Below are 25,460 nucleotides of genomic sequence, written 5' to 3' on the forward strand. Positions count from 1 at the left end.
CTCCATAGTAGTCCAACATTTACAGATCTAGTGATAATTTTGCTTCCGTATAACGCAACGCACCCTGTACATGCTGATGGTGGTGGCCGCCGCGCTGTGGCTGAACCGCATCGCCAGCGTGACGCAGGTGCTGTGCTGCGCGCTGGGCGTGGTGGTGGCGATCGACCCGTGGGCCGTGCTGTGGCCGGGCTTCTGGCTGTCGTTCGGCGCGGTCGCGACGATCTTGTATGCCACGGTAGGCCGCACCGCGCAGCGGCCCGCGCACGATGCGCCCCCAACATCGCGCCGCGAGCGGCTTTGGCTGGCGCTGAGCGTCGGCGCCCACACGCAGTACGCGGTGACGTTTGGCCTGGTGCCGTTGACGATGCTGCTGTTTGCGCAGGTATCGGTGATCAGCCCACTGGCGAACGCCGTGGCGATCCCCCTGGTCAGCCTTGTCGTGACGCCGTTCGCGCTGGCGGGCAGCATGCTGCCAGCAGCGTTGGCCGCGCCGGTGCTCGGCCTCGCGCATCTTCTGGTGGAATGGCTGGCCGTCTGCCTGCAATGGTTCAGCGGCATGCGCTACGCCGTCTGGAGCGCGCCGACGCCGCCGGCCTGGCTGTTCTGCTGGGCCATGCTGGGCGCCATCTGGCTGCTGGCGCCACGTGGGTGGCCTGTGCGCTGGCTGGGCCTTGCGACCTGGATCCCGCTGCTGGCTGCAGCACCGTTGCATCCGGCGCCGGGCCGTATGACCGTCACCGCCTTCGATGTAGGACAGGGCACGGCGCTGCTGATCGAAACCAGCCGGCACCGGCTGCTGTACGACACCGGCCCGGTCTACGCGGCCACATCCAACGCGGGCAACCGCGTCATCCTGCCGTATCTGAAGGCACGCGGCATCGCCGCATTGGACGGCGTGATCGTCACCCACAGCGACGCCGACCACTCGGGCGGCGCCTTGTCTGTGCTCGACGGCGTGCGTGTGGACTGGGTACTGTCCTCGCTGCCGCCGCTGCATCCGATCGCCAGGGCCGCGCACCGTCACCTGCATTGCGCGGCCGGCCAGCACTGGGACTGGGACGGCGTCCACTTCGAGCTGCTGCACCCGCTGGCAAACAGCTACGCCGACGACGCGCTCAAGCCCAACGCGCGCGGCTGCACATTGAAAGTCACGGCGGGCGGCAAGTCGATGCTGCTGGCCGCCGACATCGAAGCCCCGCAGGAAGCCGCGCTGCTGCAACGCGCCCGCGCCAGCCTGCAGGCGGACGTGCTGCTGGTTCCGCACCACGGCAGCGGCACCTCGTCCACACCGGCATTCCTGTCTGCGGTGCGCCCGCAGACCGCCGTCTTCCAGCTGGGCTACCGCAATCGCTACCACCATCCCCGGCAGGACGTCTATGAGCGCTACGGCCAGCTGCACATCGAGCGCCTGCGCACCGACCAGACGGGCGCGCTGACGCTGGAATTCGGCGACAGCATTGCCATCAGCGCCTGGCGCCAGGCCCATGCGCGCTATTGGTACGGCCGCTAAATTAGAGCCTTTCATCCAAGCCGGGCAGGGTAAGTGCCATTACAATGGCCCGAGAACAATCATACGAACCATCATACGGAGACCGCTTGTGAGCAAGCCCAAGCTGCATTTTGCCCACGCCAACAGCTACCCGGCGGGCGTGTACCGCCAGTACTTCGAGCTGCTGGCCGACGATTTCGACATCCAGGCGCTGGACATGCACGGCCACAGTCCGCGCTACCCGGTCAGCGACGGCTGGCCGCACCTGGTCGACGAGTACATCAACGAGCTCACCACCCGCTACAAGGAACCGGTCATCCTGGTCGGCCACTCGCTGGGTGGCATGCTCAGCCTGATGGTGGCGCATGCGCGGCCGGATCTGGTGCGCTGTGTCGTCATGCTCGACGCGCCGGTGGTGGCGGGGTGGCGCGCGCTGGCCTGGCGCCTGATCAAATTGAGCGGCAGCGCCAACCGCGTGCCGCCGGCAAAATTCTCCATCCGTCGCCGCAATGTGTGGCCGGATGTGCAGACGGCCCACCAGTCATTTCGCCAGACAATGGACTTGTTCGCGGCGGCGCCGGGCGTGCTGGCCGACTACATGGAGAGCGGCCTGAAGCCGCACCCGGAAGGCGTGCAGCTGCGCTTTACCCGCGAAGTGGAGACCAGCATCTACGCCAGCCTGCCGCATCATCTGCCCAAGCTGGTGCGGGGCCGCTTCCCGGCGCCGATCGGCTTCATCGGCGGCACCGACTCGTGGGAGACCAGCCAATCCGGCCTGGAGCACACGCAAGCGCTGGTCGGCAAGCATTTCCGCATCGTGCCGGGCGGGCACTTGTTCCCGATGGAGTCGCCGGCGCTGGCGGCGCAGGCGACACGCGAAATGATCGCCGGCTTGTTAACGGTAAAAGCCCGCGTGGAGCGGGCTGTTGCCTAGCTAAACCAGCCGGGTCAGGCTTTGCGACGACGTGCCAGGAATGCCATTATGCCCAGGCCTGCAATCAGCATGCCATAGGTTTCAGGTTCCGGTACCACCAGTGTGTTGCGCACGTAGATGGTCTCCGGCACACCGCCGATAGGGCCGCCGTTGACGCCATCGGTGACGTAGCCATTGGCGTAGTCATTGATGTCGACGTGGTAGAAGTTGCCCCAGTACTCGGAAGCGAAGATGTAGCCGGCGTGGTTGCTGTAACCGGCGGGAGGGCTGCCGATGCCGCCAGGATTGCCGGCGACGATGAAATCGGTCCATAGTGGGCGCATGGCCCATTCGTTCGCGGTCGCCACGCGCCAGCCTTCTGCCGCGCGGTAGGTGGCGGGCTGGATGTTGCCCGGCCCCCATTCGTCCGGTCCGATCGGGCCTGCGTAGACCCAATCCAGCCCCGAATTGTTTAGATTAATCAAGACATTAGCGTCCGGTATGGCCGTTGCCGAGCTGATGATCTGTGCTTGAGCCCCTGATGCGATCCCCATCGCAATTACTGCCGTTATTAGAAACTTTTTCATTTGGCTATCCATTTTGAGTTTATTTGACAGAAAGGTTTTATGGATTTCAGGTATTCGACTGCTAGTCCATCTTACAATTCTTTTGTCATTATGCAAATTAATTTTCTGAATCGCTATCACCGTGTTAGCCGGTGCAACGGCTATTACCGGTGTAAAAATGTTCTTAAAAACCGGATGATCGCGTAAAATCTCGGGCATTCGGTGCCATGCGCCGCCCCCCTGAACTTTAGGAATGCCTTCGATGACGATTAAAAGCGACAAATGGATACGCCGGATGGCGGAGCAACACGGAATGATCGAACCGTTCTTCCCGGATCAGGTGCGCCAGGAAGAGGGCCGCAAGGTGATCTCCTACGGCACCTCGTCGTACGGCTACGACATCCGTTGCGCCGACGAGTTCAAGGTGTTCACCAACATCAACAGCACCATCGTCGACCCGAAGAATTTCGATTCGAACTCCTTCGTCGACATCAAGAGCGATGTCTGCATCATCCCGCCGAACTCCTTCGCGCTGGCGCGCACCATGGAATACTTCCGCATTCCGCGCAGCGTGCTGACGGTATGCCTGGGCAAGTCGACCTATGCGCGTTGCGGCATCATCGTCAACGTGACGCCGTTCGAGCCTGAATGGGAAGGCTATGTGACGCTGGAGTTCTCCAACACCACGCCGCTGCCGGCCAAGATCTACGCCGGCGAAGGCTGCGCGCAAGTGCTGTTCTTCGAGAGCGACGAAGTGTGCGACGTGTCGTACAAGGACCGCAACGGCAAGTACCAGGGCCAGCGCGGCGTCACCTTGCCGAAAGCGTAAGTAGCGCTCAGCGTTTTACCGGCAGTAGCATCTCCACGCACAAGCCACCATCCGCACGGTTGGTGGCTTTGATATTTCCGCCATACGCTTCGATCACATGCTGGGCGATCGCCAGCCCGAGCCCGTGGCCTTCCACGCTGGCGCTGCTGGAGCGGAAGAAGGGCTGGAAGATGGTTGCCAGGTCGACCGGCGCGACGCCGGGCCCGCGGTCGAGCACGCGGATGCGCAACTGGCGGGCGTCCGGCAGCACCAGGGTTTGCAGCTGCACCACGCCGCCTTCGGGGCTGTGCTTGATGGCGTTGCGCACCACGTTCTCGATGGCGCGCCCCAGCAGGTCGGCCTGGCCGGCCACCAGCACGTCCGCTTCGCCTTCCTGCACCACGCTGCGCTGCTGGCTGGATGCTTCGTAGCTGGCGTCGTCGGCGATCTGGTCCAGCAGCTCGGCCATGTTGATCTCTTCCTGATTGGCCTTGATGGCGCCGGCTTCCAGGCGCGCCAGTGTCAGCAGTTCCCCCACCAGTTTGTCCATGCGCACGCTTTCGCGTTCGATACGTTCCAGCGACGCCGCCAGTTTCTCCGGCTGCTGATGGGCGAGGCCGATCGCCGCCTGCAAGCGCGCCAATGGCGAGCGCAGTTCGTGCGAGACGTCGTGCAGCAGGCGGGTTTGGCCGTCGATCAGGCTGCGCAGGCGGGCGGTCATGCGGTCGAAGTCGCGGCCCAGGTCGTTCAGTTCGGAGCTGCCTTTGCCGGCGCCGAAGCGCGGCGACAGGTCGCCGCCGGCGGCGGCGTCGAAAGCCTGCCGCAGCGCGCGGATCGGACGGGAGAAGTACCACGCCAGCAGTACCGAGAACAGCAGGCTGGCCAGCACGGCTGCGACGATCGGCACCCAGGGCGTGAGGGGCTGGAAGCGCGGGCCGCGCATGTCGCCGGGACCGCCCGGGCCACCTGGGCCGCCCGGGCCGCTGCCACCATTGGGACCGCCCGGCCCGCCCGGAGCACCCGTTGCGCCGGGGCCGGCGCCGAGACCCGGTCCTGATCCACGTGTAGCGCCTGCCTCGGCCGGTGGGCCCGGTTGCGCGCCACGCGGCATCGCCGGTGCGCCTTGCAGTGCCATCTGCGCACCGCCCAGTCCCGCCATCAGCGGCCGGTCGAGATTGAGTCCGCGCGATGGCAGAAACAATATATATCGTTTTCCTTGCTGATCGCCGACCTGGCGCACCACGCGGCGCTTGCCTTCCTGCTTGAGCAGCGCGTGCGATTCGCGCAGCATGGCGGCGCTGACCGGGCGGCCCAGCAGCTCATGGCCTTGCTCGTCGACGGCGAACACGCGGTGCCGCTCCATACCTTCCAGCAAGCGGCGCAGTGCTTGGACGCCGCCGAATTCCAGCGTGGCGGCGGCTGAATTGATCGCAAACTCGGCCGGCGGGCTGGTATCGAGATCAGTGGTCAGCCCGGCCTGCTGGCTGTTCTTGAGCAGCACGGCGCCGCCGATGCCGACGGTGGCCGTCAGCTGTGCCAGCAGTATGCACACGAAAAACTTCCAGAACAGACGGCCCACAGGCTACTCCTTGATCAGCTGATAGCCCAGGCGGTACACGGTCTGCAGGCAGGAGCGCCCGTCGGCTATGGTGCCGAGCTTGTGGCGCAGGCTGCTCAGGTGGACGTCGATGTTGCGGTCGAAGCGCGCCAGCGGACGTCCCAGGCCCTGTTCGGACAAGGCGTTCTTGCTGACCGGGCGGCCGGCGTTGCGGGCCAGGACTTCGAGCAGGTTGAATTCGGTGCTGGTCAGTTCCAGCTTGTTGCCGGCCCAGGCGGCGCGGCGCTGCTCCGGCCACATGGTCAGCTGGCCGACGGTGATCGCGGCCGCCGCGCCGCTGTCGGCCGGCACGCTTTGCGCGCGGCGCAGGATGGCGCGAATGCGGGCCGTCAGCTCGCGCGGCGTGCAGGGCTTGGCCACGTAGTCGTCCGCGCCCAGCTCCAGGCCGACGATGCGGTCGGTGTCGTCGCCGCGGCCGGTGAGCATCAGGATGGGCAGCTGGCTGTTGGTGCGGATGCGGCGCAGCGTTTCCAGTCCGTTCATGCGCGGCATCATCACGTCCAGGATGGCGATCGAATACAGGCCGGTGAAGGCTTCGGCGGTGCCGGCCTCGCCGTCGTGCACCATTTTGACGTCGAAGCCTTCCTGCTCCAGGTACTCCTTGAACATGCCTACCAGTTCGATGTCGTCGTCTATCAGCAGTACTTTGCTCTTCATGCCGCGTGGTTCTTTCTATGTGGATGTGGCGATCATAACAGCCTCCAAGCCGCATCCGGCGGCCTTTTACCCCGTTTTACAACGCATTGCCCGACGCCAATTGCATGCCAAAACAGCCATCTTTACCTCGATTTACCGGCCGCTAACGGCGCTTTACACGGGGCGGCAAGAAAATGGCGACTCCCTACCAACCAAGGATGGTTTGCATGAAAAATCCAAGAACCCGCGTACACAATATCTTGCTGGCGGCCGCCATGGCCTGGCCGCTGATCGCCTCGGCCGGCGCCGATGACATGGGCGGCGACGCCGGACATCCAGCGATGACGCACGCGGCGCCTGATCGTGACGGTCAACACGGCCCCGGCCGCCAAGGCCCGGAACATGGCGATGCCGGCCCGGGCTTTCGCGGCGGCCCGGGCATGGGCGGACGTCCGCCTTTCCTGCACGGCGTCGAGCTGAGCGAGGCGCAACAAGACCAGGTGTTCGCCATCCTGCATGCGGAGCAGCCGTATTTGCGCGAGCAGGGCAAGGCCGCCGCCAAGGCGCACGAAGCCTTGCGCGCGCTGGGCCGCGCCGACAAATACGACGACGCCAAGGCCGCAGCGCTGGCGAAAGAGGCAGCGACGGCGATGGCGAACATCGCGCTGCAGCACGTGCGCACAGAGCAGAAGCTGCTGGCCGTACTGACCCCGGAGCAGCGCACCAAGCAGGCCGAGGGCATTGCCCGCCACGCGCCGCGTCCCTGATTTGACACTCACCCTGAACGGAGAACCTTATGTCGATTAGCGCCCTGAGTTCCAGCAATGCCAGCCAGCTCAGCTTCCTGAGCCGTTTAAGCAGCACCAACGCCAGCAGCAGCGCCGAGGCGACACGCGGCGCACCGCCGCCACGCCCGCCCGAAGGCGGCGGCTTCGCCTCGGCCATCGCCGACGCGCTGAAAGCCATCGGCATCACCAGCATAGGCGATAGCAGCACCAGCAACACTGGTGGCACCAGCGCGGTCGGTGCGGTCTCCGGCACGGATGGAGCCGATACCACGGACAGCAGCGGCGCGAGCGACGCCAACACCAAGCTGGCCGCCTCCCTGCAGGCGCTGTCGACCAAGGCAGGCGACAGCGGCGCCAGCGGCAACCTGGTCAACACAACGGTCTAAGCAAGGAGCGATGATGCAGACACATGATGACACCCACGAACACAGCCTGGCGGCCGACCTGGGCGCGATGCTGAACCTGGCCAGCGACCGTCGCCAGAGCTTGCGCTGGCTGCTGGCCGGCGCTTCGACGCTGCCGGTGCTTGGCTGCGGCGGAGGCGGCTCATCGGCTGGAGACAGCACCAGTTCGGCCACCACCACCGCCCCGTCCACGACCACGCCTGGCACCAGCACCACCACGCCCGCCGCCGGCAGCTGCGCCGTGATCCCCGAGGAGACCGGCGGCCCATATCCGGGCGACGGCACCAACAGCAACAGCAGTGGCGTGGTCAACGTACTGACGCAGTCGGGCGTGGTGCGCAGCGACATCCGCAGCAGCTTCAACGGCCCGACCGGCGTGGCGGCCGGCGTGCCGCTGACCATCAAGCTGCAGATCGTCAACGCCAACGGCAGTTGCGCGGCGCTGTCCGCCTACGCCGTCTATCTCTGGCACTGCGACCGCGACGGCAACTACTCGCTGTATTCAAGCGGCGTCACGGCGCAGAACTATCTGCGCGGCGTGCAGGTCAGCGACAGCAGCGGCAACCTGGCGTTCCAGACCATCTTCCCGGGATGTTATGCGGGCCGCATGCCGCATGTGCATTTCGAGGTGTATCCAACGCTGGCCAAGAGCGCCAGCGCGGCCAACCGCATCAAGACTTCGCAGTTCACCTTCCCGATGGCGACGCTCAACGAGGTCTATGCCACCAGCGGCTACGGCACCAGCGTGCGCAACCTGGCGCAGATCAGCTACGCCAGCGATAACATCTTCAGCGACGGTTACTCGCTGCAAATGGCCGCCGTCACCGGCAACGCCAGTGACGGTTACGTGGTGACGCTGACGGTCGGCGTGGCCGCCTGAAGGGAGGCTGCTTACAGCACCTTGGCGACCCAGACGATCAGCGTCGCCGAAGGCACCAGCAGCACTTGCGCCAGCAGCGTGCCGGCCAGGCGGCTGCCGACCAGCCACACCACGGCGCGGCGGAACTGCGTATCGCTGACGCGGCCCTCGACGACGTCGTCGGTCATGCCCGACATGTGGGGATCGATGAACACCGCCATCATCACCGTCGCGCCGCCGTTGATGATGGACGACAGCGTGCTGGACGTGACCCGCACCTCGGGATCGAGCACGCCCGCGTACAGCGAGGCGAACACGCCGACGGTCCACAAGGCCACCGCGCCGACATTGAGCAGCGTGACCGACGCCGACACGCTGCCGCTGTCGCGCAGGCCGCGCACATTGCCGGACGACGGCATGGCGGCCACGTCGCGCACATAGGACAGCCCGCCCTTGAAGAATCCGTGCAGCAGCAGCTTGGGCACCGAGCGGTGCACCTGGAAGTGTTCGACCGCGCGGCAGAACACGCGCTGGAAGGTCGGGATCAGGATGGCGCCGGCGATCGTCGCCAGCGCGGCCGACAGCAGCAGCCAGCGCAGGTCGGCCAGCACCAGGCCGGCGGCCAGCGGCTGGCCGAGGCAGGACTCGATGCGCTTGGCGAGGAAGGGGCCCAGGAAGGAATTCGAGGTGCGCGACACCAGCACCAGGATGCTGAACAGGGCCAGCGAGACGGCGATGCGCCGGGTGCGCACACCGGCTATCCTCACCGAGTAGGCGAGGGTGCCGATGAGATGGATAACGAAGGTTAGAAAGCAGATGAAAACCAGTTGCTTGTCCATGGGCCGGGCGCAGGTTGAAAGATCAGCATCATCCCATAAAGCCCAGGTTGCGGATACTGAAGTTGCCGATATTCGGGAACACATCGGCAATCTGCGTGGCGGACAGGCCGAACCAGCTGGCCAGCGTGGCGCCGTACTGGTCGACCGAGGTGGTCGGCAGCAGCGAGCCCGAGCCGACATCGAGATCGTGGCCGACGCCGGTGACGGGCATGCTGCCGTAGATGTTCTTGCCCTTGACCGCGCCGCCCATGATGAAGTGGTGCGAACCCCAGCCGTGGTCGGTGCCGTCGCCGTTGCTGGCGAAGGTGCGGCCGAAGTCGGAGGCGGTGAACAGCGTCACCTGCTTGCGCATGTCATTGCCTTGCAGGTTGGCCAGCGCGCTGTCGAAATAGGCCATGGCGTGGGCTACCTTGGCCAGCAGCTCTGGCTGGTTGAGTGCCTGAAAGTCGTGGCTGTCGAAGCCGCCCAGGCTGACGTAGAACACCTGGCGTTTGACGCCGAGCGCGTTGCGGCCGCCAATGATGCGGGCGATGGTCTGCAACTGTACAGCCAGCGGGTTGACCGTCGCCGCGCCGGTGCGCGGACTGATAAACGGCGGCGGAGCGGGCACGCCGGCCGCGCCGGCGGCCAGCATGGCGCCGGCCAGCGCCGCCTGGGAGCTGATGGCGCGGGCGGTGACGGCCGCATGTTCTTTCTGGAACAGGTCGCTTTGGTCGGCTGAAATGATCTGGCGTAGCGGGTTGGCGGCCGCCGGTGCGCCGAACAGGGTATCGCTGAGGTGGTTGATCGGCATCGCGCTGGTGCCGCCCAGCTGGTACTGGCGCACCGTGCGGCCGCTCAGGTACAGCGCGTTGCCGGCGTTGGAAATGCAGGTGAAGGTGGCGTTGCCGTTGGCGCTGGCCATGAGGTCGCCCAGGCGTCCGCCCCAGCCGGCGCCGCCGGTCAATTCGGTCTGCGACGATTGCCACATCGCCTGCTGGTCGTTGTGGGAGAACAGCCGTGGCGGCAGGGCCGCGCCGCCCGCCTTGTACTGGGCCAGCGTCAGCGGCTGGACCAGCGTGCCGACGTTGGCCAGCACGGCGACACGGCCGGCGTCGAACAACTCTTTCAGCGGCCGCAAGGAGGGATGCAGGGCGAAGGTGCGGCCGGCCTGCGGGTTGTTCGGCACGATGGGCAGTACGCCGCCGGCCGCGCCGACGCCGGGCAGGGCGATGGAGCCGCTGTCGGGCGTGGTGCGCAGGCGCTTGTATTCGTTCCACGACGCGCTGTCGGTGGCCAGCACGGTGTTGAAATGGTCGTTGCCGCCGGTGAGGAAAAGGCAGACGATGGCCTTGTAGTCGCTGGCGCCTTCGGCCGCGGCATTGCCCATCGCGGCCAGGTTCAGCGTGAAGGGGACGGCGCTGCCGCCGGCCAGGGCCAGCATCTTGCCGACGAAGCGGCGGCGGGAGGGGGATTCGAAATGCATGGGCTAGTCCTTATCGTTGCGCCAGGTATTCGGGCGATGCCATCGCCAGGACGATGGCCAGGTAGACGCGGTTGCGGCGGGCGTCGTCGACCCGGTTGGGGAAGGCGGCGCTCGGCGGCGGGATGTTGACGGAGTTGACCGCGCTGATGATCTGGTTGCGCAGCGTGCTCGACATGCCGCCGTTCAGCAACAGCAGGTTGATGCGGTCCACCAGCAGCGCCGGCTGCCCGGTCAGCGCCAGCTCGGCGCTGTAGTCGGGTTGCACGTCGCGCGCCGAGCCCGCGCCGTAGGGAATCAGGTACTGGATGAAGTTCAGGTAGCCGGTGACGGAGGGCTCGCCGGTGATCTGCATCTCCGGCGCCACCAGGCCGCGCATCGACAGGCTGGTGTTGGGCGGCGTGTAGGAGGGGCGGAAGAAGTTGAACACCGACGGCGCCCGCAGCGGCGACTGCGCCAGCGCGTACAGCGGATCGTCCGTGATATGGATCTGGAAGCGGCCGGAAGCCGATTTGACGTTGAAGGCGCGCATCCAGTTGGCCATCCGCAGCACCGGTTCGCGCAGCTTTTTCGCGCTGCCGGTGTCGGCGGCTTCCGGGTCGAGCAGCACCGCGCGTATCACTGCCTGCATGTCGCCGCGCACGCCGCTGCCGTTGTTGGCAAAGGCCGCCGCCACCCGCGACACATAGGCGGGACTGGGGTTGCTGCTGACCAGGCGCTGGATCAGCTGGCGGCCGATGAAGGGGCCGACGTTGGGATGCTGGAACAGGGTGTCGAGCGCGGCCGCCATGTCCGACTCGCCGGTGCCGCCGACGCCGATGGTGGTGCCGAGGAAGCTCTTGGCCGAGGTCGAATGGTAGGCCGGATAGTTCTGCATCGGCGTCCAGTCGCGGTTCGGATCGGCGAGGTTGCCGTTGAAGCGGTTCGGCGCCTTGTCCGGGCCGGCCCAGCTCCAGCCGGTGAAGACCTTGGCCATGCCGGCCACGTCGTCGTGGGTGTAGGTCTCGACCGGCCTGCCGTTTTGCTGCTTCAGGCTGCCGTCCGGATTCAACTCGTACAAGCCGATGCTCATCAGTTGCATCACTTCGCGGGCGAAGTTTTCGTCCGGTACGCGGTTGCCGTTTTCCTTCTGGTTGCGCATATGGCTCAGATAGATGCCCATCATGGGATGCAGCGCCACCGCTTGCAGCAGGTTGCGGAAGTTGCCGAAGGCGTGTTGCCCCAAGGTGTCGTAATAGCTGGCGACGCCGGCCGGCCGCGACACCAGGTTGGGGTCGGCCATGGAAATCACGAAGATCTGCGACAGGGCGAATGTCACGCGCTGGCGCAGCTGGTCGTCGCCGATGGCGGCCTGGCGCCAGAACGATTCGAAGACCTGGTTTTCGGACAATATTCCGGGAGGCAGCTGGGCGGCGACACTTTGCACCGTGTTGCGGTGCGAGGTCTGCGGCTTGCGGAATTGGTCGGCTATCCAGGCCGCCTTGCTGCTGGTGGTCAGCGCCGTGATGCCTGCCGGGGTGGGGCCGAACGTGGCCTGGGCCAGGAAGTGCGAGGCGGCCGCCGCAGTCAGCGTCGCCGGAAGGGGCGCGCTGGGTGTCGGCGCGGTGTCCGGTTGTGAGGGAGTTAGTGGGGCGTTGGGACCTGCAGTCAGGCGATTGCCGCCGGAACTGACGCCGGAGCTGGCGCCCGAGGTGGTGATGCCGGCCGCCGTGCGGTTGGCGGAGACTTCGGCGCCGGGGCCGCCGCCGCCACCGCCACATGCGCTGATTGCCAGGGCTAAAGTTAGCCCAGATATCGTTTTCAGGGTCGCGAACTTCATTCTCTTGCCTTTTGGAATTCCAAGAGCGCAGATTGTAAAAGAGCCCGACTTTCAAAAGAAAACTAATTTCAATTCCGTGCGGAAATACTGAAAAATTTAACCGAAATTAACAGATATACGGCAAAAGTTAGGCGAACTTATTACGTTGCAAATAACAATATCCTTCAGGAAACGTCAATTTTGCGCAACGCAGCATTAATTTTTTCGAGAAAAAAACCCGCCGGCCGAGCGTTTTCACGCTCCATGCCGGCGGGCTGGCGGCCATGCGGCCGGTGCTTATTGCTTGACGCAGTCGACGAAATAGCCGCGCTTACCGTCCACTTCGCGCTTGACCAGGCCGTGCACGTCGGTCTCGAAGCCGGGGAAGCGCTCGTTGAAGTCGCGTGCGAAGCGCAGGTAGTCGACGATGGTCTTGTTGAAGCGTTCGCCCGGGATCAGCAGCGGAATGCCCGGTGGATACGGCGTCAGCAGGATGGACGTGATGCGGCCTTCCAGCTCGTCGATGGCGACGCGCTCGATTTCGCGGTGCGCCATCTTGGCGAACGCGTCCGACGGCTTCATGGCCGGGATCATGTCCGACAGGTACATCTCGGTGGTCAGGCGGGCGACGTCGTAGGCCTTGTAGAAGTCGTGGATCTGCTGGCACAGGTCGCGCAGGCCCATGCCTTCGTAGGTCGGGTTGGCGGCCGCGAATTCCGGCAGGATGCGCCACATCGGCTGGTTCTTGTCGTAATCGTCCTTGAACTGCTGCAAAGCGGTCAGCAGCGTGTTCCAGCGGCCCTTGGTGATGCCGATGGTGAACATGATGAAGAACGAGTACAGGCCGCACTTCTCGATGATCACGCCGTGCTCGGCCAGGTACTTGGTGACGATGGACGCAGGGATGCCGGATTCGGCAAACTGGCCGTCCAGCGACAGGCCCGGATTGACGATGGTGGCCTTGATCGGGTCCAGCATGTTGAAGTTCGGCGCCAGCTTGCCGAAGCCGTGCCAGTCGTCTTCCGCCTTGATGATCCAGTCTTCCTGCGAGCCGATGCCTTCTTCGGCGAATTCCTGCGGGCCCCACACCTGGAACCACCAGTCCTTGCCCCATTCCTGGTCGATCTTCTTCATCGCGCGGCGGAAGTCCAGCGCTTCGAGGATCGATTCTTCCACCAGCGCGGTGCCGCCCGGCGCTTCCATCATCGCCGCGGCGACGTCGCACGAGGCGATGATCGAGTACTGCGGCGAGGTCGAGGTGTGCATCAGGTAAGCCTCGTTGAAGGCGTCGCGGTCCAGCTTGACCGACTCCGATTCGCGCACCAGCACCTGCGAAGCCTGCGACAGGCCGGCCAGCAGCTTGTGGGTCGACTGGGTCGAGAAGATCATCGATTCCTTGGCGCGCGGACGGTCCTTGCCGATGGCGTGCATGTTCTTGTAGAAATCGTGGAAGGTGGCGTGCGGCAGCCAGGCTTCGTCGAAGTGCAGGGTGTCGATCTGGCCGTCCAGCATTTCGCGCAGCGTTTCCACGTTGTACACCACGCCGTCGTAGGTCGACTGGGTGATGGTCAGGATGCGCGGCTTCTTGTTCACGGCTTCGCGGGCGAACGGATTCGCCTCGATCTTGCGCATGATGCTCTCCATCGTGAACTCTTCCAGGGGAATCGGACCGATGATGCCCAGGTGGTTACGGGTCGGCATCAGGAACACCGGAATCGCGCCGCACATGATGATCGAGTGCAGGATGGACTTGTGGCAGTTGCGGTCGACCACGACGATGTCGCCCGGCGCCACGGTCGAGTGCCAGACCATCTTGTTCGAGGTCGAGGTGCCGTTGGTCACGAAGTAGCAATGGTCGGCGTTGAAGATGCGGGCGGCGTTGCGCTCGGAGGCGGCGACCGGGCCGGTGTGGTCCAGCAGCTGGCCCAGCTCTTCGACGGCGTTGCAGACGTCGGCGCGCAGCATGTTCTCGCCGAAGAACTGGTGGAACATCTGGCCGATCGGCGACTTCAGGAAGGCCACGCCGCCCGAGTGGCCGGGGCAGTGCCACGAGTACGAACCGTCGTTGGCGTAGTGCACCAGCGCGCGGAAGAACGGCGGCGACAGGCCGTCCAGGTAGGACTTGGCTTCGCGGATGATGTGGCGCGCGACGAATTCCGGCGTGTCTTCGAACATGTGGATGAAGCCGTGCAGCTCGCGCAGGATATCGTTGGGGATATGGCGCGAGGTGCGGGTTTCGCCGTACAGGTAGATCGGGATGTCGGCGTTCTTGTAGCGGATCTCTTCGACGAAGGCGCGCAGCGACTTCAGCGCCACGTCGGTTTCCTCGGCCGAACCGGCGCCGAATTCCTCATCATCGATCGACAGCACGAAGGCCGATGCGCGCGACTGCTGCTGGGCGAACTGGGACAGGTCGCCGTAGCTGGTCACGCCCACCACTTCCATGCCTTCTTTTTCCATGGCGTCAGCCAGGGCGCGAATGCCCAGGCCGGACGTGTTCTCGGAACGGAAATCCTCGTCGATGATGACGATGGGGAAACGAAATTTCATGCATGTCTCCAAAAAAGCAAGCCGCCCCTGACTTGTGTGGAGGGGCGGACTAGGGCGCGACTACTGGTTGGGCAGTCGCATAAAAAAAATAAGAACGGGATTCTCGCAGAAATGCGGTCGCTGCGGGAAAAAAATATTGCAATAAACCCGTTAAGGTTGCAGCAACAGTGTTACCACGGCATTACATCGCCTCAGTGGCCGACTGCGCCGCCGCCCAGCTTGGCCAGCATCTGGCCGACAGGATCGACGTGGAACCAGGCAAACACGCCCAGGGCGATGCCGACGCCGGCCACGCCGTAGGCCAGGCCCATCATCCACTTCTTGCGGGTCAGCAGGGTGATGGCGGCCAGCGAGATGGCGATCTGCTCGGCCGTGGTGGCCAGCGCCCACTGGTGGTGCGCGTGCATGGACTCGTCCGATTTGTGGTTCCACTCTTTAGAGGAATCCTCCCACTTTTCGGCTTCCTTCTTGATGTCTTCCTTCTCCGATTTGTAGCGGGCCACGTCGGCCTCGTACTTCTTCGGATCGACGCCGGGCAGCACCATGGCCAGTTCGGCCAGGTTTTGCTTGCTGGACTTGGCCTGGTAGTAGTTCCAGCTGTTGGCGGCCTGGGTCTTGTCGATGGCCGCGTTGTTCTTGAACAGGGCCGCGTCGTTCTGCGTGGCGCCGCCCAGGTAGCCGAAGGTGGCGCCGACGGTGGCCAGGATCGCCGTCATGACGGCAATATTGTTCGAAAAGCCATCATTGCCGTGAGCCGCGTGTTCGACCGCGTGGTCATGAGGTCCGTGTACGTGAAAACCGTCGCCTGACATTTGTTGTTGATTCCTTGATGAGGTTGAAGATTAAGCCTGGGCCTTGCGGCGCAGTGTAACAAAAGCGTACTGCAAATCCGCCGTTTCCGACGCATGTTTCTCGCGGGCGGTTTCCTGCCATACGCTGGCGTCGAGCTCGGGGAAGAAGGCGTCGCACTGGAAGGTGCGGGCGATCTCGGTAATGATCAACTGGTCCGCCAGCGGCATCGCCTGCCGGTAGATCTCGGCGCCGCCGATGACGAAGCCGGGCGCGCCGTCCAGCAGCGCCAGGGCCGCGTCGACCGAGCCGACCGCTTCCACGCCCTCATGGCGCCATTCGGCGTTGCGGGTGATGACGATGTTGCGGCGGTTGGGCAGCGGCCGGCCGATCGAGTCGAAGGTCTTGCGGCCCATGACGATAGGGTGGCCGGTGGTCAGGCGCTTGAAATGCGCGAGGTCCTCCGGCAGCTTCCACGGCAGGGTGTTGTTGATGCCGATGCCGCGCTGGGCGTCCATGGCGACGATGATGGTCAATGTGCTCATTTTTTGATGCTATCAGATGCAGAGCCGACATTATCGTTCAATTTATCCTTTTTCGGCAGCGGGGATCTTTTGCGGCGCCGTCGGCGGTTTTGGTTGTAGTTGTCGTCGAGTTCTGTTGGCAGGGTGCTGTAGCGCCAACTGCAGCAGCGCGCGTCCCGCGCCCAGCTGGACAGGAAGTCGCAGCCGAACTCGAAGATATCCGCCATGCTGCAAAAGCCGGCCTGCCGGCGGTGGCGTGCGCTCAGGACCGGCCGCGCCATGTGGTGGCGCTGCAGGGCGCCGCAATCTTCCATGCGGCGCTTCAGCAGCTGCAGGCCGGCTGCCAGCCCATGGCGGGCGATGGCGCGCTTGCCGTAGGCGGAGCAGCTGTCCCTGCCGGTGTGGACGCGGAAGGCGCAGCTGTAGCCCTTCAGCGGCGACACGTAGCGTTGATAGGCAGTGATTGCGGCCAGGACTGGACGTTTCATGGCGTTCCTGCTCAGGGATTGTATGCGGCGGTTATCTTGGCGTACTCGCCGCTGGTGTCTTCGAACAGCTTGCCGTTCCAGCGGAATTCGATGGTGCGCTCGGCCAGCTTGCCGGCCTTGACGCGGTAGACGATGAGTGGCTGCGCGTCGCGCGTGGTCTCCTCAACGGTTGCGCGCAGCGTTTGCGGCGGATAGCCATTGCTGCCGCTGGAGATCACTTCCAGCAGGAAGTCGTTGCCTTTCAGCGTATGGGTAACTTCCACTTCCTCGCCGTCGGAGCCGCCTTCAGGCTGCGGCGCGTGCACACCGACGGGCTCCTGCGAGGCGGCCGTCACGCGCGGCGTGGGCGCCGCCGGCGCAGGTTTGTCGCGGCAGCCGGCCAGGCAGACCAGCATGCCCAGCATCGCGGCGGGAACGATCAATTTTTTGTTCATGTTGTAATGTGGTCGAATAAACAATCCACAATACCATGGCATGGCAAAAAGCTGCGTCCTCTACTGCGCGTCGGCCTGTGCCACTTTCTGGCGCAGCATGCCGGCGAACCGCGCCAGGTCCTGCGGGTTGATGTCCGACACCGCGAAGTACTGCATGCCGTCCTGCGACCAGCGCAGCAGGTGGAAGCCTTGTCGCATCGCCGCATGCGGCGCGTCGTTGCGGCCGCTGGCGTCCGGCCAGATGTACAGGTTCAGGACGTGCTGCCGGTGCTGGTAGGCCAAGGCCGCTACGGCGCGCCGTTGCAGGTAGTCGAGCCGGCCGCCGATCAGCGCATAGCCTTGCGGCGCCAGATCGTACACCGGCGGCGAAAAATCCAGCTTGCCGGCGAACCAGGGCTTGACGGTATGCTGGTCGGTCGAGGCCACGTCTGCCAGATGGTTGGGCATCAGCGAACGGAAATGGCTGGACACCAGTTCCTGTTCGAGGCGTTCGTTGGCTGTGGGCTGCTCCAGGTACAGCGTCAGCGTCACGGCAAAGGCGGCCGTGGCGGCGCCCGCCAGGCCGAGGTTGATCCACGCCCACGGCCACGCGCGCGCCGGTGTGCGGCGTTGCGGCTTGGGTTCCGCCAGAAGCGCCGCGTGGATGCGGTGCTTCAGGTATTCCGGCGCGGTGTGGCGCTCAGCCTCGGTAGAGACGCGGCCGCGCAACGCTTGCAGCTCGGCCAGCGCGGCGGTGCAATCGGCGCAGCCGGACAAATGCGCTTCCAGCTGCCGCCGGTCGGCCGCACTCAGTTCTCCATCCAGGTAGGCCGACAACTTGTCCTGGCTATGCTTAGATTCCATCCTGCTCTCCATGCTTCAGGTAGGCCAGCAGCAGCTTGCGTGCGCGGGCCAGCCGCGACATCACCGTGCCGATCGGCGTTTCAGTCACTTGCGCGATCTGCTTGTACGACAGATCGTCCATCTCCTTCAGCAACAGCACCTCGCGAAACGCCTGCGGCAGCTGGGCCAGCGCGGCATTGACGGTGCGGCCCGTGTCGCGGGTGGCGGCGATGGCGGCCGGGTCGGTGCTCTGGTCGTCGCCATGCAGCGCCTCGTCGAAGCTGATGTCGCCGCGTTGCGCCTGGCCGTCGCGCAGCGCGCTGTAGTAGGTGTGGCGCACGATGGTCAACAGCCAGGCGCGCACGTCGCCGCCGCGAAAGCCGTCGGCAAAGCGGAAGGCGCGCAGATAGGCGTTCTGCACCAGATCGTCGGCGTCATGCTCGTCGCGGGTCAGCCAGCGCGCCAGGTTGTAGGCCGCGTCCAGGTGCGGCATGGCCATCGCTTCGAACTGCGCGGTTTTGTCGTCGTCGCCCAAGTACTTATCCATTGCAGTGGTCCAGTGGATGAAGACTCCGTTCGGTGCGGTTTTATTCCCGATTGAGAAATAAAAAAATAATCGGGAATATCAGCGCCGCGATCCGGGTTTTAGCCGGTACGACCGGCGCCCGTCGATTATGCCATGCCGCGGCGTCGTCTTTTCAACCACATCACGGAGTACATCATGATCGATCGCAGAGGATTCTTAAGGCTGGGCGCGGTGGGCGGCGGCGCCGTCTTCATGTCCGGCTTGTACGGCAAGGCCATGGCCGCCGGCGGCTACGAGGATTTCTACTTTGTGCAGCTGTCCGATACGCACTGGGGCTACAAGGGGCCGGCCAATCCGGAAGCGCAGAACACGTTGCGGCAGGCGGTGGACAGCGTCAACGCGCTGGCGGTGCAGCCGGACTTCATCGTCTTCACCGGCGACCTGACCCACACCACCGACGACCCGGCCGAACGCCGTAGGCGCATGGCCGAATTCAAGCAGATCACGGCCGCGCTGAAAGTCAAGGACGTGCGCTACCTGGCTGGCGAGCATGACGCCTCGCTCGACAACGGCGCGGCGTTCCAGGAGTTCTTTGGGCCCGCGCATTACAGCTTTGACCACAAGGGCGTGCATTTCATCGCCGTCGACAACGTGTCCGACCCCGGTGCGCGCATCGGCGAGGCGCAGCTGGCGTGGCTGAAGGCCGACCTGGCCAGGCAGGCGCAGGATGCCCGCATTGTCGTGCTGACGCACCGGCCGCTGTTCGACCTCGCGCCCAAGTGGGACTGGGCCACGCGCGACGGCGAGCAGGCCATGGCGCTGCTGATGCCGTATTCGAACGTGACGGTGTTCTATGGCCACATCCATCAGGAGAACCACCACATGAGCGGGCACATTGCGCACCACGCGGCCAAGTCGCTGATTTTTCCGCTGCCGGCGCCGGGCTCGCAGGACAAGCGCACGCCGCTGCCGTGGGATCCGGCGGCGCCGGGCAAGGGCCTGGGCTTCCGCGAGGTGGAGGCGGAGATGAAGCCGGTGGCCTACCAGATCACCGAATTCCCCGCGATGAAAGGATGACTCGTCATGTTGAGCAAACGTAGAATGCTGATGTGTACACCGCTGGCGCTGGCCGTCTTTGGCGCCGTGCAGGCTGGGGCGAAGGAGCGCGTCATCAAGATCGAGGCGCGCAAGTTCCGTTATGCGCCGAACGTGATCGAGTTGAAGAAGGGCGAGGCGGTGGTGCTGGAGCTGACGGCGCTGGACTTCCCGCACGGTTTCAGCCTGCCGGACTTCAAGATCCGCGCCGATCTGGTGGTCGGCAAGCCGGTGCGGGTGAAGCTCAAGCCGGAGGAGGCGGGGCAGTTCGGCTTTTTGTGCGATAACTTCTGCGGCAGCGGCCATGAGGAGATGTCCGGCACGCTGATCGTCAAGGCTTGAGCTACTCCATGCCTTGCGTGGGATTGACGCGGACGTACTGGTCCTCGTCTTTGCCCCTGCGCTTGCGCCACCAGTTCTTGCAATTGGATGGGCTGCAGTTGGCCAGATCGCAGCCGCAGCTGGCGAGGTCGCAGGCTTCGCCGACGTCGCAGGGCAGGCCGGGAAGGTCGCAGGGCAGGTCGCAGAAGCCGGCCTGCGCGCGGTGGCGGGCGCTCATGGCGCGCATTGCCGGCGCCGGCGGGCGATGCCGGCGATGGATCTCGCCGCAGGCGTTCATGCGGCGGTTCAGCAGTATCAGGCCACGGATCAGGCCATGTCGGGCGATGACGCGCTGGCCGTAGGCGGAGCAGCTATCACGTCCGGTGTGGATGCGGAAGGCGCAGGCAAAACCCTTCAGCCGCGACAGGTGGCGTCGATAAAACGCGATGGCGGCGAGGGCGATGCGCTTCATACCGCCGCGTGAAAGGCCAGTATGTCGTCCGCCAATGTCTGGGGGACTTCCAGCGGGATCATGTGGCCGGTGCCTTCATGGATGCTCAGGCGTGCATCGGGCAGGTGGCGAGCCATCTCGCGCAGGTCGGCGGGATCGACCAGTTGATCGCCCTCGGCGCCGACGATCAGCACCGGGCAGCTGATCTCGGCCAGGCGCTCCATCAGGTCCGGGCGCTCCATCGACGCGGTGAATTGGGCCAGCAATACCTCCTTGCCCAGATCCACCGCCATCTGCTGGATGGTGTCGATGATGGACTGGTCGCCGAGGTGCGCCTCATGCAGCAGCTCGCGCAGGCGCATGCGCGTCATGCCGGTGTAGGCATTGTTCTTCAACATGGGGATGATGCGGCGGCGGGTTTCCTTTTCGGTCTCGCTCAGGCCGCGCGCCGAATTCGCGATCAGCACCAGCGACTGCACGCGCTCCGGATGCAGCAGCGCATATTCGATGGCGAGGTAGGAGCCCAGCGAGAACGCCACCAGATGCGCCGACGGCGCGCTGTGCGCCGCGATCAGCTCGTGCATCTGCTCGCGCGTGCGGGCCTCGTGCAGCGGGACGTGTTTGAATTCGAAACCGTCGCCCAGCAGCGGCGTCAAGCGGGACCACATCCTTTCGTCGCACAGCGTGCCCGGGATGAAGTCCAGTTGCGTCATACCGCCATCGGCGCCGTGATCGGCGCGTGGTGCTGGTAGCCTTCCAGCGAGAAGTCCGAAGGTTCGACCTTCTCCAGCCATTCCGGCTCGTACTTGCCGGTCTTGGCGAAGTCCGGCACGCGGTCGGAGATGCGGAACTGCGGCGCCGGGAAGGGCTCGCGGGTCAGCTGTTCCTTGACCATGTCCATGTGGTTCTCGTAGATGTGTGCATCGCCGATGAAGTAGGTGAACCAGCGCGGCGTGTAGCCGGTCAGGCGGCCGACCAGGTGCATCAGCGCCGCGCCTTCGGCCAGGTTGAACGGCGTACCCAGGCCCAGGTCATTCGAGCGCACATAGAGGCACATCGACAGCTCGCGGGTGTTCGGGTTGGGGATGAACTGGTACAGCAGGTGGCAGGCCGGCAGGGCGACCGAGTCCAGCACGGCCGGATTCCAGCCGTGGAACAGGATGCGGCGGCTGCCCGGATTGTTGACGATGGTGTCCAGGCACTCGCGCAGCTGGTCGATGGCCTTGTGCAGCAGGACTTTGGTGACGCCTTCGTCTTCGATCTGCGAGATCAGGCGGAAGCCGTTCTTCTGCGCGTCGGCGATCTGCGCCGGCTGGTCGACGGCGATCAGCTTGAAGCCCGGCCACTGGCGCCACTGCACGCCGTAGACCGGACCCAGGTCGTCCTCGCCGAGCCGGTAGGGATTGTCCAGCCACTGTTTGTTCTCATTGGCGTTCTGGTCCCAGACTTTGCAGCCCAGCGCGCGGAAGTCGGCGGCACTGCTGGAGGCGCGCAGGAAGGCGCACAGTTCGCCGACCACGGATTTGAATGCCAGTTTTTTGGTCGTCACGGCGGGGAAGCCGCCGTTCAGCAGGTCGAAACGCATCATCGCGCCCGGCACGCTCAGCGTGCGGATGCCGGTGCGGTTGTCTTGCCAGCTGCCCGTATCGAGGACGGTCTGGATCAGTTCCTGGTATTGCTGCATTCAATTCTCCAACGTGGTGCGCGGGCCGCGACGGCCCGGAAAGGTAGCTATTTTATCAGGCGGCGCACATGACCGCCCCAAGCGCTCAGCGTGGGCCGGTCTTACGGCCGCCCGGCTTCGCGGTGGCCTTGCCAGCAGTCCGCGCAAGCGACTTGGCGCCACGGCCGCCGGTAACGACCACCGCTCCCTTGGGCGCCGCTGCCACCGGCTTGGCGCCGCCGTAGACGCGGCCCGCCGCGGCCTTGCCGCCTGCGGAGCGCGCGCCGCCCGCCGGCTTGCCCGACGGCGGAGGCGGCGCCCACGTACCCAGCGAGGCGTCGCCGCCCGCCGGGCGCGCGGTAACAGCTGGTTTGCCCGCTGCCGCAGCAGCCTTGCCGCCGGCCGGGCCGGTGAACGGGCGTTTCTTCTTGGCCGGCGCTTCGGCTGCGGCCTTCTTGGCCAACGCGGCGGCCACGCCTTTCGGGCCGGTCTCCGGCACGCGGTGGTCGGCTTCGAAGCCCGGCTCCTCGATGCGGAGGATGACCTGTCGGGTCAGCGTTTCGATGGCTTTCAGGATCTCGACTTCATCGGCGCAGACCAGCGACACGGCTTCGCCCTCCATGCCGGCGCGGCCGGTGCGGCCGATGCGGTGGATGTAGTCTTCGGCGACGCTCGGCATGTCGAAGTTGACCACTTGCGGCAGCGCCTCGATATCCAGCCCGCGCGCGGCGACGTCGGTGGCCACCAGCAGCTGGACCTCGGCATTCTTGAAGCGGGCCAGCGCGCGCAGGCGGGCCGGCTGGGTCTTGTCGCCGTGGATGGAGTCGGCCGAAACACCCTGTTCTTGTAGCGTTTTGACCAAGGTTTCAACACCCTTGCGGGTCTTGACGAACACCAGCACCTGGCCCCACTTCAGCTTCTTCAGCAGATGCAGCAGCAGCTCGGGCTTGCGGCGCTTGTCGGTTGGGATCAGCCATTGCTTGACGGTTTTGGTGGCGGTATTGCTGGCGCTGACCTGGATCGACACCGGATCGCGCAGCATGCCGCCGGCCAGCTTGCGGATCTCGTCCGAGAACGTGGCTGAGAACAGCAAGGTCTGGCGCTGCTTGGGCAGGGCCGCCAGCAGGATGTCCAGATCGCGCTCGAAGCCCAGGTCCAGCATGCGGTCGGCCTCGTCCAGCACCAGCGTTTGCAGCATGGCGAAGCTGATCGCGCCCTGGTCGAGCAAGTCGATCAGGCGGCCCGGCGTCGCCACCAGCACGTCCAGGCCCTTGCGCAGCTTGGTGATCTGCGGCTCGATCGGCACGCCGCCGTAAGCCACGGCCGATTTCAGCGGCAGGTTGCCGCCGTAGCTGCGGAAGCTCTCGTAGACCTGCTCGGCCAGTTCGCGGGTCGGCACCAGCACCAGGCAGCGCACCGCTTTCGGGCCGGTCACGCCGTCCATGGTCAGGCGCTGCAGGATGGGCAGGGCGAAGCCAGCCGTCTTGCCGGTGCCGGTCTGCGCCGCCGCCATCAGGTCGCGGCCCGCCAGCACGGCGGGAATGGCTTGCTTCTGGACGGGCGTGGGCTGCTTGTAGCCCAGCGTGTCCAGCGTGCTCTGTATGGGGGCGATCAGGCCGAGGGCTTGGAAGGTCATGATGTACTCAGTAATGTCAAAAATGCGCGAAAAGGGGCGCAGTGTAGCCGGTTGTACCGGCTTGTGCAGAATTTAGTTGGACATCGCGTCCGACCACAGCGTGAGGATTTCGCGCACGCGCTGGTCCGGCAGCCTGACCAGGTTGTCGCCGATGTACAACTCCACCGAGCTGCGGCCGGGCAGCGCGGCGTGGCTGGCGGCGTTGAACAGCCAGATGCCGTGCTGTTCGGCGATGCGGTTGCGGATCTCGTTGGCGCGCTCGCGGCTCACCGGCAGGTGCAGGTGCAGCATGCTGGCCTGCGGACGGGCGGGGTTGGGTGTCAGCAGCGGGTAGTCGCGCAGCACGTCATAGAGCCACAGCGTGCGCTGGAAGTATGTCGGCATGGCAGCCAGCCTGGCGTCGAACTGCATCGCGGCGGCCACCACGTATGGCGTGCGCTGGTAGACATTGCCGCCCTGGCGGCGGAACCACTCCTGGGCCTTGGCGACAAAGGCTGCGCTACCGAGCAGCATGGCGCCGCCCATGCCGCCTATACCTTTGTACATCGACAGGTAGACGGAATCGAAGCCGGCCGCAATCTCGGCGGCGGGGCGGCCGTATGCTGCCGCCGTCTCCAGCAGGCGGGCGCCATCCAGGTGCAGGTGGATGGATTGTTCGCGGCAGTAGTCTTTGATGGCTTGCAGCTCTTCCCAGCCAGGGCATTGGCCGCCGATCTCGCGCATCGGCAGCTCCAGCGTGGCGGCGCCCAGCTTGTCCGGTATGCCTCGCAGCTCTTCCAGCGTCCACGGGCGGTGCGGGTCGCCGATCTGCAGGGCCTGGAAGTGCTCGAACAGCTGATGGTTGCCCCGCTCGTGGCGCAGGATGTGCGACGTCGGATGCAGCGCGACCAGCCGGCTGCCGCGTTCCATGCAGGCGATGCGCAGCGCCGTTGCCTGCGCCATGGTGCCGCTGATGCAGAACAGCGCCGATTCGAAGCCCAGCAGCTCCGCGACTTTTTGTTCGAAGTCCTGTATCAGCGCGCCGCTGCCGTAGGTGTCGTGTGCGACGCCGTTGGCCTCGCACCACGCGGACATCGCCGCGAACAGCTGGGCGGGCGAGGGCTGGCGGTGGCCGGGAAGGTGGGTTGTGCAGCTGAGCCGCAGTTCGGCGTCGGTCAAGGCGTTCTCCTGAAAGGGAGAATGTTACCGGCTTTTTGCGGCGGCGGCCAAAAAGCCCGCTTTGCTGTAGTGCGTTTCGTACTCCGGCGACAGGGTGCCCATCATGCGGTCCCAGAACAGGAAGTACCAGCCGTAGTTGTATCGTCCCCGCGCGTGGTGGGTGTTGTGGGCGGTGGAGGTGTTGATCCAGCGGCCCAGCCAATGCTGCGACATGGCTTGCGGGAAGATCTCGTAGCCCAGGTGCGTGTAGACGGCGTATGCCGTGTTGAGCCAGGAGAAAATGAATAGCGCCATGTAGTTTCTTGGCAATAGAAGCAGTATGAGGATGATGGCGCCACTGTCGACCACGGCCTCCACAGGGCTGATCGCGTAGGTGGACCAGGGGTTGGTGTTGGTGGAGCGATGATGGGTGACATGCGTCCAGCGGAACAGCCGGCGGTGGTGCATCAGCCGGTGGGTCCAGTAGAACCAGGTGTCCTGTATCACCATCATCAACACCACGATGCAGGCGGTGGATGCCCATCCGTGACTATAGTCATCCAGCCCGGTGTAGATCGGCGAATAGCGGCGCAGGCCCAGCGCAAAGGCCAGAGGCAGCACGGCGCCGATCACCGTCAGGCTGACAACGGTGGTGAGCACTTCGCGCCGGAGCTGGGGCAGGCCGACGCGTTTGGCCTGCAGCCGTTGCCTGCCGCCCGGCCGGAAGTGCCACCACAGCCAAAGCAGCGTAAAGATACCGGCCACCAGCACGTAAGACCAGGCGCCTCCGAGAATGTTGTGCCATATGCTGCGCAGCAGACGTTCCGGCATGACGGTTCCTTGA

Annotated in this window: 27 protein-coding genes; 8 read left to right on the forward strand and 19 right to left on the reverse strand. The window is 65.0% G+C overall.

Annotated features, from left to right (window positions below; all coding sequences use genetic code 11):
• The first annotated feature begins 64 nt into the window (after positions 1-64).
• Together DUGA2_RS22870 and DUGA2_RS22875 are read left to right on the forward strand one after the other, a co-directional pair.
• A complete protein-coding gene (locus DUGA2_RS22870; RefSeq protein ID WP_286162319.1) occupies positions 65-1,510 on the forward strand; it encodes a DNA internalization-related competence protein ComEC/Rec2 in 1,446 nt (481 codons plus the stop codon).
• An 88-nt stretch (positions 1,511-1,598) separates the two neighbouring features.
• On the forward strand, positions 1,599-2,423 hold the full coding sequence (locus tag DUGA2_RS22875; protein WP_070271724.1) for an alpha/beta fold hydrolase: 825 nt from the start codon (positions 1,599-1,601) through the stop codon (positions 2,421-2,423).
• Between the two features lie 14 nt (positions 2,424-2,437).
• On the opposite strand, the gene DUGA2_RS22880 is transcribed toward DUGA2_RS22875, so the two are convergent.
• On the reverse strand, positions 2,438-2,989 hold the full coding sequence (locus DUGA2_RS22880) for a PEP-CTERM sorting domain-containing protein (RefSeq protein ID WP_070271780.1): 552 nt from the start codon (positions 2,987-2,989) through the stop codon (positions 2,438-2,440).
• A gap of 241 nt (positions 2,990-3,230) precedes the next feature.
• Between DUGA2_RS22880 and dcd the strand changes: the two genes are divergently transcribed.
• A complete protein-coding gene (gene dcd / locus DUGA2_RS22885) occupies positions 3,231-3,797 on the forward strand; it encodes a dCTP deaminase (protein WP_008448083.1) in 567 nt (188 codons plus the stop codon).
• A 7-nt stretch (positions 3,798-3,804) separates the two neighbouring features.
• Here the strand turns inward: dcd and DUGA2_RS22890 are convergent, their stop codons facing one another.
• Positions 3,805-5,355, reverse strand: coding sequence for a cell wall metabolism sensor histidine kinase WalK (locus tag DUGA2_RS22890; RefSeq protein WP_070271725.1), 1,551 nt, complete (start codon positions 5,353-5,355; stop codon positions 3,805-3,807).
• 3 nt (positions 5,356-5,358) lie between these two features.
• Positions 5,359-6,051 carry a response regulator transcription factor gene (locus DUGA2_RS22895; RefSeq protein ID WP_070271726.1) on the reverse strand — a complete coding sequence of 231 codons (693 nt, stop codon included), beginning with the start codon at positions 6,049-6,051 and terminating at the stop codon, positions 5,359-5,361.
• 206 nt (positions 6,052-6,257) lie between these two features.
• Between DUGA2_RS22895 and DUGA2_RS22900 the strand changes: the two genes are divergently transcribed.
• The 3 genes from DUGA2_RS22900 to DUGA2_RS22910 are packed head-to-tail and all read left to right on the forward strand — an operon-like array spanning position 6,258 to position 8,102.
• Positions 6,258-6,797, forward strand: a complete 540-nt coding sequence (locus DUGA2_RS22900) for a Spy/CpxP family protein refolding chaperone (RefSeq protein ID WP_070271727.1) — start codon at positions 6,258-6,260, stop codon at positions 6,795-6,797.
• A 29-nt stretch (positions 6,798-6,826) separates the two neighbouring features.
• Positions 6,827-7,204 carry a hypothetical protein gene (locus tag DUGA2_RS22905; protein WP_070271728.1) on the forward strand — a complete coding sequence of 126 codons (378 nt, stop codon included), beginning with the start codon at positions 6,827-6,829 and terminating at the stop codon, positions 7,202-7,204.
• Positions 7,205-7,217: 13 nt separating this feature from the next.
• Complete coding sequence (locus DUGA2_RS22910) at positions 7,218-8,102, forward strand: intradiol ring-cleavage dioxygenase (RefSeq protein ID WP_083296429.1); 885 nt, start codon at positions 7,218-7,220, stop codon at positions 8,100-8,102.
• Positions 8,103-8,113: 11 nt separating this feature from the next.
• On the opposite strand, the gene DUGA2_RS22915 is transcribed toward DUGA2_RS22910, so the two are convergent.
• The 10 genes from DUGA2_RS22915 to DUGA2_RS22960 all read right to left on the reverse strand — a co-directional run bounded on the left by DUGA2_RS22915 (position 8,114) and on the right by DUGA2_RS22960 (position 18,334).
• The gene (locus tag DUGA2_RS22915; RefSeq protein ID WP_070271730.1) at positions 8,114-8,920 is read right to left on the reverse strand and encodes a lipid II flippase Amj family protein; all 807 of its coding nucleotides are present in this window, start codon (positions 8,918-8,920) and stop codon (positions 8,114-8,116) included.
• A gap of 28 nt (positions 8,921-8,948) precedes the next feature.
• The gene (locus DUGA2_RS22920) at positions 8,949-10,385 is read right to left on the reverse strand and encodes a DUF1501 domain-containing protein (RefSeq protein ID WP_070271731.1); all 1,437 of its coding nucleotides are present in this window, start codon (positions 10,383-10,385) and stop codon (positions 8,949-8,951) included.
• A gap of 10 nt (positions 10,386-10,395) precedes the next feature.
• The gene (locus DUGA2_RS22925) at positions 10,396-12,201 is read right to left on the reverse strand and encodes a DUF1800 family protein (RefSeq protein WP_070271732.1); all 1,806 of its coding nucleotides are present in this window, start codon (positions 12,199-12,201) and stop codon (positions 10,396-10,398) included.
• A gap of 276 nt (positions 12,202-12,477) precedes the next feature.
• Complete coding sequence (locus tag DUGA2_RS22930) at positions 12,478-14,730, reverse strand: arginine/lysine/ornithine decarboxylase (protein ID WP_008448094.1); 2,253 nt, start codon at positions 14,728-14,730, stop codon at positions 12,478-12,480.
• Positions 14,731-14,921: 191 nt separating this feature from the next.
• On the reverse strand, positions 14,922-15,542 hold the full coding sequence (locus DUGA2_RS22935; RefSeq protein WP_070271733.1) for a DUF4337 domain-containing protein: 621 nt from the start codon (positions 15,540-15,542) through the stop codon (positions 14,922-14,924).
• 30 nt (positions 15,543-15,572) lie between these two features.
• Entirely contained in the window at positions 15,573-16,064 is a 492-nt protein-coding gene (locus DUGA2_RS22940) for a dihydrofolate reductase (protein WP_070271734.1), read from the reverse strand.
• Positions 16,061-16,531, reverse strand: a complete 471-nt coding sequence (yidD, locus tag DUGA2_RS22945; RefSeq protein WP_070271735.1) for a membrane protein insertion efficiency factor YidD — start codon at positions 16,529-16,531, stop codon at positions 16,061-16,063. The genes DUGA2_RS22940 and yidD (DUGA2_RS22945) overlap by 4 nt, the downstream gene beginning before the upstream one ends.
• Before the next feature lie 11 nt (positions 16,532-16,542).
• Positions 16,543-16,965: a hypothetical protein gene (locus DUGA2_RS22950; RefSeq protein WP_070271736.1), complete on the reverse strand. Its 423-nt coding sequence runs from the start codon at positions 16,963-16,965 to the stop codon at positions 16,543-16,545.
• A 60-nt stretch (positions 16,966-17,025) separates the two neighbouring features.
• The gene (locus DUGA2_RS34840) at positions 17,026-17,808 is read right to left on the reverse strand and encodes an anti-sigma factor (protein WP_070271737.1); all 783 of its coding nucleotides are present in this window, start codon (positions 17,806-17,808) and stop codon (positions 17,026-17,028) included.
• Positions 17,798-18,334: a sigma-70 family RNA polymerase sigma factor gene (locus DUGA2_RS22960; RefSeq protein WP_070271738.1), complete on the reverse strand. Its 537-nt coding sequence runs from the start codon at positions 18,332-18,334 to the stop codon at positions 17,798-17,800. Before DUGA2_RS22960 ends, DUGA2_RS34840 begins: the two co-directional genes overlap by 11 nt.
• A 174-nt stretch (positions 18,335-18,508) precedes the next feature.
• On the opposite strand from DUGA2_RS22960, the gene DUGA2_RS22965 reads away from it, so the two are divergent.
• A complete protein-coding gene (locus DUGA2_RS22965) occupies positions 18,509-19,390 on the forward strand; it encodes a metallophosphoesterase (protein ID WP_071658966.1) in 882 nt (293 codons plus the stop codon).
• Between the two features lie 24 nt (positions 19,391-19,414).
• Complete coding sequence (locus tag DUGA2_RS22970; RefSeq protein WP_229214755.1) at positions 19,415-19,750, forward strand: cupredoxin domain-containing protein; 336 nt, start codon at positions 19,415-19,417, stop codon at positions 19,748-19,750.
• Between the two features lies 1 nt (position 19,751).
• Here DUGA2_RS22970 and yidD (DUGA2_RS22975) read toward each other — a convergent pair whose 3' ends face one another.
• The 6 genes from yidD (DUGA2_RS22975) to DUGA2_RS23000 form a co-directional block, all read right to left on the reverse strand.
• Entirely contained in the window at positions 19,752-20,201 is a 450-nt protein-coding gene (yidD, locus tag DUGA2_RS22975; protein ID WP_070271741.1) for a membrane protein insertion efficiency factor YidD, read from the reverse strand.
• Complete coding sequence (locus DUGA2_RS22980) at positions 20,198-20,893, reverse strand: alpha/beta fold hydrolase (RefSeq protein ID WP_070271742.1); 696 nt, start codon at positions 20,891-20,893, stop codon at positions 20,198-20,200. The genes yidD (DUGA2_RS22975) and DUGA2_RS22980 overlap by 4 nt, the downstream gene beginning before the upstream one ends.
• Complete coding sequence (locus DUGA2_RS22985; RefSeq protein WP_070271743.1) at positions 20,890-21,864, reverse strand: thymidylate synthase; 975 nt, start codon at positions 21,862-21,864, stop codon at positions 20,890-20,892. Before DUGA2_RS22985 ends, DUGA2_RS22980 begins: the two co-directional genes overlap by 4 nt.
• Positions 21,865-21,949: 85 nt before the next feature.
• Entirely contained in the window at positions 21,950-23,479 is a 1,530-nt protein-coding gene (locus DUGA2_RS22990) for a DEAD/DEAH box helicase (protein WP_070271744.1), read from the reverse strand.
• A gap of 72 nt (positions 23,480-23,551) precedes the next feature.
• Positions 23,552-24,637, reverse strand: coding sequence for a low specificity L-threonine aldolase (locus DUGA2_RS22995; RefSeq protein WP_070271745.1), 1,086 nt, complete (start codon positions 24,635-24,637; stop codon positions 23,552-23,554).
• A gap of 24 nt (positions 24,638-24,661) precedes the next feature.
• Complete coding sequence (locus tag DUGA2_RS23000; RefSeq protein ID WP_070271746.1) at positions 24,662-25,447, reverse strand: sterol desaturase family protein; 786 nt, start codon at positions 25,445-25,447, stop codon at positions 24,662-24,664.
• Between the last annotated feature and the right edge of the window lie 13 nt (positions 25,448-25,460).

The sequence above is a fragment of the Duganella sp. HH101 genome, assembly GCF_001758795.1.
Taxonomy (GTDB): Bacteria; Pseudomonadota; Gammaproteobacteria; order Burkholderiales; family Burkholderiaceae_D; genus Rugamonas; species Rugamonas rivuli.